Origin of the sequence: Aneurinibacillus sp. UBA3580 (assembly GCF_002375825.1) — a bacterium.
In the GTDB taxonomy this organism is placed as follows: domain Bacteria; phylum Bacillota; class Bacilli; order Aneurinibacillales; family Aneurinibacillaceae; genus Aneurinibacillus; species Aneurinibacillus danicus.
Map to the genome: position 1 here is coordinate 1 of NZ_DFMZ01000040.1, position 4,166 is coordinate 4,166.

At 45.6% G+C, this 4,166-nt stretch carries 8 protein-coding genes; 7 read left to right on the forward strand and 1 reads right to left on the reverse strand.

The genetic code is table 11. The features are described from left to right. On the reverse strand, positions 1 to 689 hold a 689-nt coding region (locus tag B2899_RS06175; RefSeq protein WP_286884512.1), incomplete at its 3' end, for a transposase. Positions 690 to 858: 169 nt separating this feature from the next. Between B2899_RS06175 and B2899_RS06180 the strand changes: the two genes are divergently transcribed. The 7 genes from B2899_RS06180 (at position 859) to B2899_RS06215 (ending at position 4,053) form a co-directional block, all read left to right on the forward strand. Continuing rightward, positions 859 to 1,353 carry a hypothetical protein gene (locus B2899_RS06180; RefSeq protein ID WP_286884514.1) on the forward strand — a complete coding sequence of 165 codons (495 nt, stop codon included), beginning with the start codon at positions 859 to 861 and terminating at the stop codon, positions 1,351 to 1,353. Positions 1,354 to 1,388: 35 nt separating this feature from the next. Beyond that, positions 1,389 to 1,907: an RNA chaperone Hfq gene (hfq, locus tag B2899_RS18395; RefSeq protein WP_414631751.1), complete on the forward strand. Its 519-nt coding sequence runs from the start codon at positions 1,389 to 1,391 to the stop codon at positions 1,905 to 1,907. Positions 1,908 to 1,997: 90 nt separating this feature from the next. Next, the gene (locus B2899_RS06195; RefSeq protein ID WP_286884515.1) at positions 1,998 to 2,525 is read left to right on the forward strand and encodes a CbrC family protein; all 528 of its coding nucleotides are present in this window, start codon (positions 1,998 to 2,000) and stop codon (positions 2,523 to 2,525) included. A gap of 92 nt (positions 2,526 to 2,617) precedes the next feature. After that, the gene (locus B2899_RS06200; RefSeq protein ID WP_286884516.1) at positions 2,618 to 2,824 is read left to right on the forward strand and encodes a hypothetical protein; all 207 of its coding nucleotides are present in this window, start codon (positions 2,618 to 2,620) and stop codon (positions 2,822 to 2,824) included. Positions 2,825 to 2,839: 15 nt separating this feature from the next. Then, positions 2,840 to 3,160 carry a hypothetical protein gene (locus B2899_RS06205; protein WP_286884517.1) on the forward strand — a complete coding sequence of 107 codons (321 nt, stop codon included), beginning with the start codon at positions 2,840 to 2,842 and terminating at the stop codon, positions 3,158 to 3,160. A 30-nt stretch (positions 3,161 to 3,190) separates the two neighbouring features. Further along, the gene (locus B2899_RS06210; protein WP_286884518.1) at positions 3,191 to 3,607 is read left to right on the forward strand and encodes a hypothetical protein; all 417 of its coding nucleotides are present in this window, start codon (positions 3,191 to 3,193) and stop codon (positions 3,605 to 3,607) included. Positions 3,608 to 3,609: 2 nt separating this feature from the next. After that, complete coding sequence (locus B2899_RS06215; RefSeq protein ID WP_286884520.1) at positions 3,610 to 4,053, forward strand: hypothetical protein; 444 nt, start codon at positions 3,610 to 3,612, stop codon at positions 4,051 to 4,053. Positions 4,054 to 4,166 lie beyond the last annotated feature (113 nt).

Here is a 4,166-nt window from a genome sequence, read left to right on the forward strand (position 1 = left end):
GCATCCATCATGATAAATTCGATGTCGGTATTCGAAACTTCAGCCGCTTTATTCATCAATGCGGGTCCCATGTCGCCGTCATTTACATGAGCAGGTGTAACTTCTACAGCAATGGGAAGCTCACTTTCCGTATCAACAGCAAGATGAATTTTGTAGCCAAACCAGGTGATTTTGTTGCCATACGTATCGAACTTGGCACCCCACGTGGCATTTCCTGTGGTTTCAGACTTCTTCTTCGGCTGTTTTCGTTCATAAGCTTCAATAGCTGTGCTATCAATAGCAAGATGCTGGGTGGTCATCAGACCTTCGGTCTGACAGGAAGAAACCAAGTCGTGAAATAACTGCTCAGCCATCTGCTTTTCCACCATATCCGCGAATACACGACTGATTGTAGAGACAGATGGAGCATCCTGGTCCAGACGAAAGCCACATTGATAGCGAAAGCGCAAGTCTGTTTGTAAGCGACGATGCAGCATGGTAAATGTCGTAATGCCTTCCATAGGTGCAGCCAGAAAAGCGCGTAGAATGGCTTCGCGGCAATATCCTGGTGCTCCTTGTGGGGTATGACTTTTTAATTGTTTGGCATATGGACGTAAGTCCAAAGAAGAGAAAAAGATCTCTAATCGCTCTTTTGATTCAAGTTTTAGCCATTCTTCAAAGGAAAATAGCGTTTCTTGTAGAATATACACAGTGGACTTCCTCCTCTTTAGTGGAATGGGTTTGGTCACCTGTATTCTTCTACAAGTTGGGGTGAAGTCCTTTTTTGTGGCTAAAAGAGCCTTGCGGCTCTAAGAGCGAAAATTATGCAAAACGCTCACACAGGTAAACAACCCCCGCGCTTGGGAGAAATATATTCAGATGCGTGATGAATACTTTGAGATGCGGGAGCGTACAGCCGATTTATCACCGCAACTGAAATGGATGATCGAGCAGGAACTGAGACAAAAAGAGCTGGAACGCCGCCAGCAACAATATGAACGACGATTGGATATGATTCAGCAGCAAGCTCATGAGCTGCGGGACAGCATAGCGGAAACCCGGGAGGTCATGGAGGTTATTCGTTCGGAGAAGTGGCGGGAACGCATGAATACCATGGTGCGGCAGATTGCCGGGAAAGCCTTTAATCGTGACCACAGCGCTTGCCGAAGGGAGCTGTATAAGGAATTGGAACGGCGGGCCCATTGCGATGTCACCCGCCGGCTGATGAACTACAAAGAGCGACTGAAACAGAACGGGTACACGAAAACAGCCGTGGACAAGACGAACATGTTGGATGTTATTGAGATGGACGACCGGTTGCGCGAGATTTTCACGCTAATCGTTAAAGAGGCGTATATCAAGTACTGCGGTTAACTCCGCACGCTAGATACGATCGGAGGAATTGGAATATGAAAATGAATGTACAGGATACGTTTTTGAATCAACTTCGAAAGCTACGAGTGGGGATTACGCTGTTTACCACGAACGGATTTCAACTGAAAGGAACCGTCCAGGCGTTCGATGCCTTCACTATTATGCTGAACAGTGCAGGTAAGCAACATATGATTTTTAAGCATGCCGTATCGACTATCGTTCCGGACAAGCTTGTGAATTGTAGACGCATAGCGAGCGAAAAAAATCCCTCCTGGCGGCTACCGAGAGGGAATCCTTGCTCATTAATGAGTGCATATTTATTTTATCACACGAGCAGGGGGAACGTAAAAATGCGAGCGAGAGAGGTCATGATTGATACGGAAACAATGACAGTGACACAGCAAATAGAACCAGGTAAGGTGTTAATCTTAGTTCTCGATGGTCATAAGGGAAAGGCAACGTTGGCTCAAGCTGTAGAGCATGGAATGACAGCGATTGAGACGGTAAAAGGCCAGTCAGTCCGGATCCATTATGAAGAAAAGGAGTTGATTTAAAAGTGATATAAAATAAAAGGGATTTACGGGTGTGTTAACTAAATGAATAGGGTATAAATTACATTTTTATAATAAAAAGGAGTATGAAGTGTGGAAAAGCTACCCTATTTTAAGTATCACCCGCATCCAATAAAAACAGGGGCAATTAAACAAGAAAAAACAACATGTCCTGTTTGTGAAAAGGAAAGAGACTACACCTATTCAGGACCGTTCTATTCCGTTGAAGAAGTAGAAGGGATATGTCCATGGTGTATTCATGATGGCTCGGCTGCCAGGAAGTTCGATGGGGAATTTCAAGATCTCGAGAATTGTGAAGAGGTAGCTGATTTATCTTTCAAGAATGAGTTAATTTATCGGACGCCGGGTTACTGTGGTTGGCAGCAGGAGCGTTGGTTAAGTCATTGTGGAGATTTTTGTGCCTTTATTGATTATGTTGGATGGAAAGAAATCGAGTCCATTGCTTCTCAACTAGAAGAAGATATAGAGAGCATCTGTACGGATTGGGGACTTACCCGGGAAGAGTTTCAAAAGCGGCTCATAAATGGAGGGTCTTTTCAAGGGTACCTGTTCCAGTGTGTGCATTGTGGAGCCTATCGATTAACAACAGACTGTGATTAAAAATAAAGTCCAAGACCGAAAGCGTGAGGACACTGAATGATACCGGAAACGGTGTTGTTTGGTGTCCTCTTTTTATTTGTAGTAAAGGAGGATTGAGCGGAATGAAATTGATGGATTTGTTGGATGAGGAAACGGTGAAGAAGATTTGTTTCTTGCGTCGACAGGTAGGGATAGTGACTACACCGGAAGTGGCCCGCAAAGTGGTCGCGCCAAACCATAGTCGAGAAATGGAGCGGATGATGCAAGCGCGTGCTTATTGTCGCCGTGGTCGTCGCATTCGTCAGACGCGATTTTGCTAACAGGAGGGACGAAACATGGAGGCGCAGCATTATCGAGAAACAGTATGCGAAAAGTGTCCAGGAACAAAGTGGGGGAAAACAAGTCGATGCAACGTACACGGAAAGCACATCGGGCAAGTTGATACATGTCCGCAGTGGGAGGCGGCAACTGCCGGGCAATTTCCTCCTGATGATATGGAGTTCGTTCAACAAGTCGAGGAATGGGTGCGTGATTACCATTGGATGGCCGTATTCGGCCAAACCTATTACGAAATCAAGCAGACACTTATGGAAAAGTTGGCCACAATCATTCAGCAGCAGGAAGGAAAGTCGGGGAATGCACACATCCGCTGTTAACATTTTATCAATAAGGGGGGGTACACAACGTTGAGCAAGCCAAATGAGCGGATGTTACAGCACTTGCAACGATATATGGAATACAAACGGTATGTGGGGACTGCTGAACAACGGAAGAAGAACGTGCTACAGGAAATGGGAAGTAGTATGGCGAGCTGGCAGAATGTCGGGAGGAAAGAAGCGGGGAATACCCGTGACATCGTTTCACAAAAAGTAGATCGACTGGTCCGCATTGACCACGCGAACGCCGAAGCGGATTACTGGGTGCATATTATCGACAGTGCGTGCGAAGTGATACCGGACAAATGGAAGTCAATTGCTCGAGCAGTTCGAAGTGATCAGAATGATGCAGCAATCGGTAGAAGACATGGTTGTAGTTCAGCCACCGTTGCAAATGTCAGGAAGCGGCTATGTGCCATCATGGCGGAATTAAGTGGGGAGGAATGAAGATGAGTGGAGCAGGGGCAGTAAAAGCGATGCAGGAGCATATGAAGCGGTACCGGTTATACCAGCAAAAGGTACGAGAATACGAACGGCTGCAGAAGCAGATAGAAGAAGAGACAGGGAAAAGTTGGAGAGAGATTGGTGGGCTTACGGATCTGGAAGAGGTATACGGTCCGATTGTGGCGATGATGACATCGCGTTTAAAGAAGCTCGAGTATCCCGCCAAAGAAGCAGCGTATTGGCTATCAATTATGGATTCTGCAAAAAGCTGTTTGCCGGATAAGTACGCGGAAGTCATCGAATTTTTGATCGAGGGGAAAACAGGATCAATGATTCAAGCAGAATTATTTGTTTCTGAGCGTACTTTGACTCGAGTGCGGAAAGAATTTTTTACCACAATGGCAGAGCTTAGTGGATATGAGGAAGCGGCACCCCTTTTTTGTAGGTAAGCCGCTATTTCTTTTGACAATGATTTTCCTATCTTAACTTTTTAACGGGCATACGTAGTATGTAGTTGTTGTATCCATGCTTCGAAACGCTTTTCTATTTCATCCCAACTTGC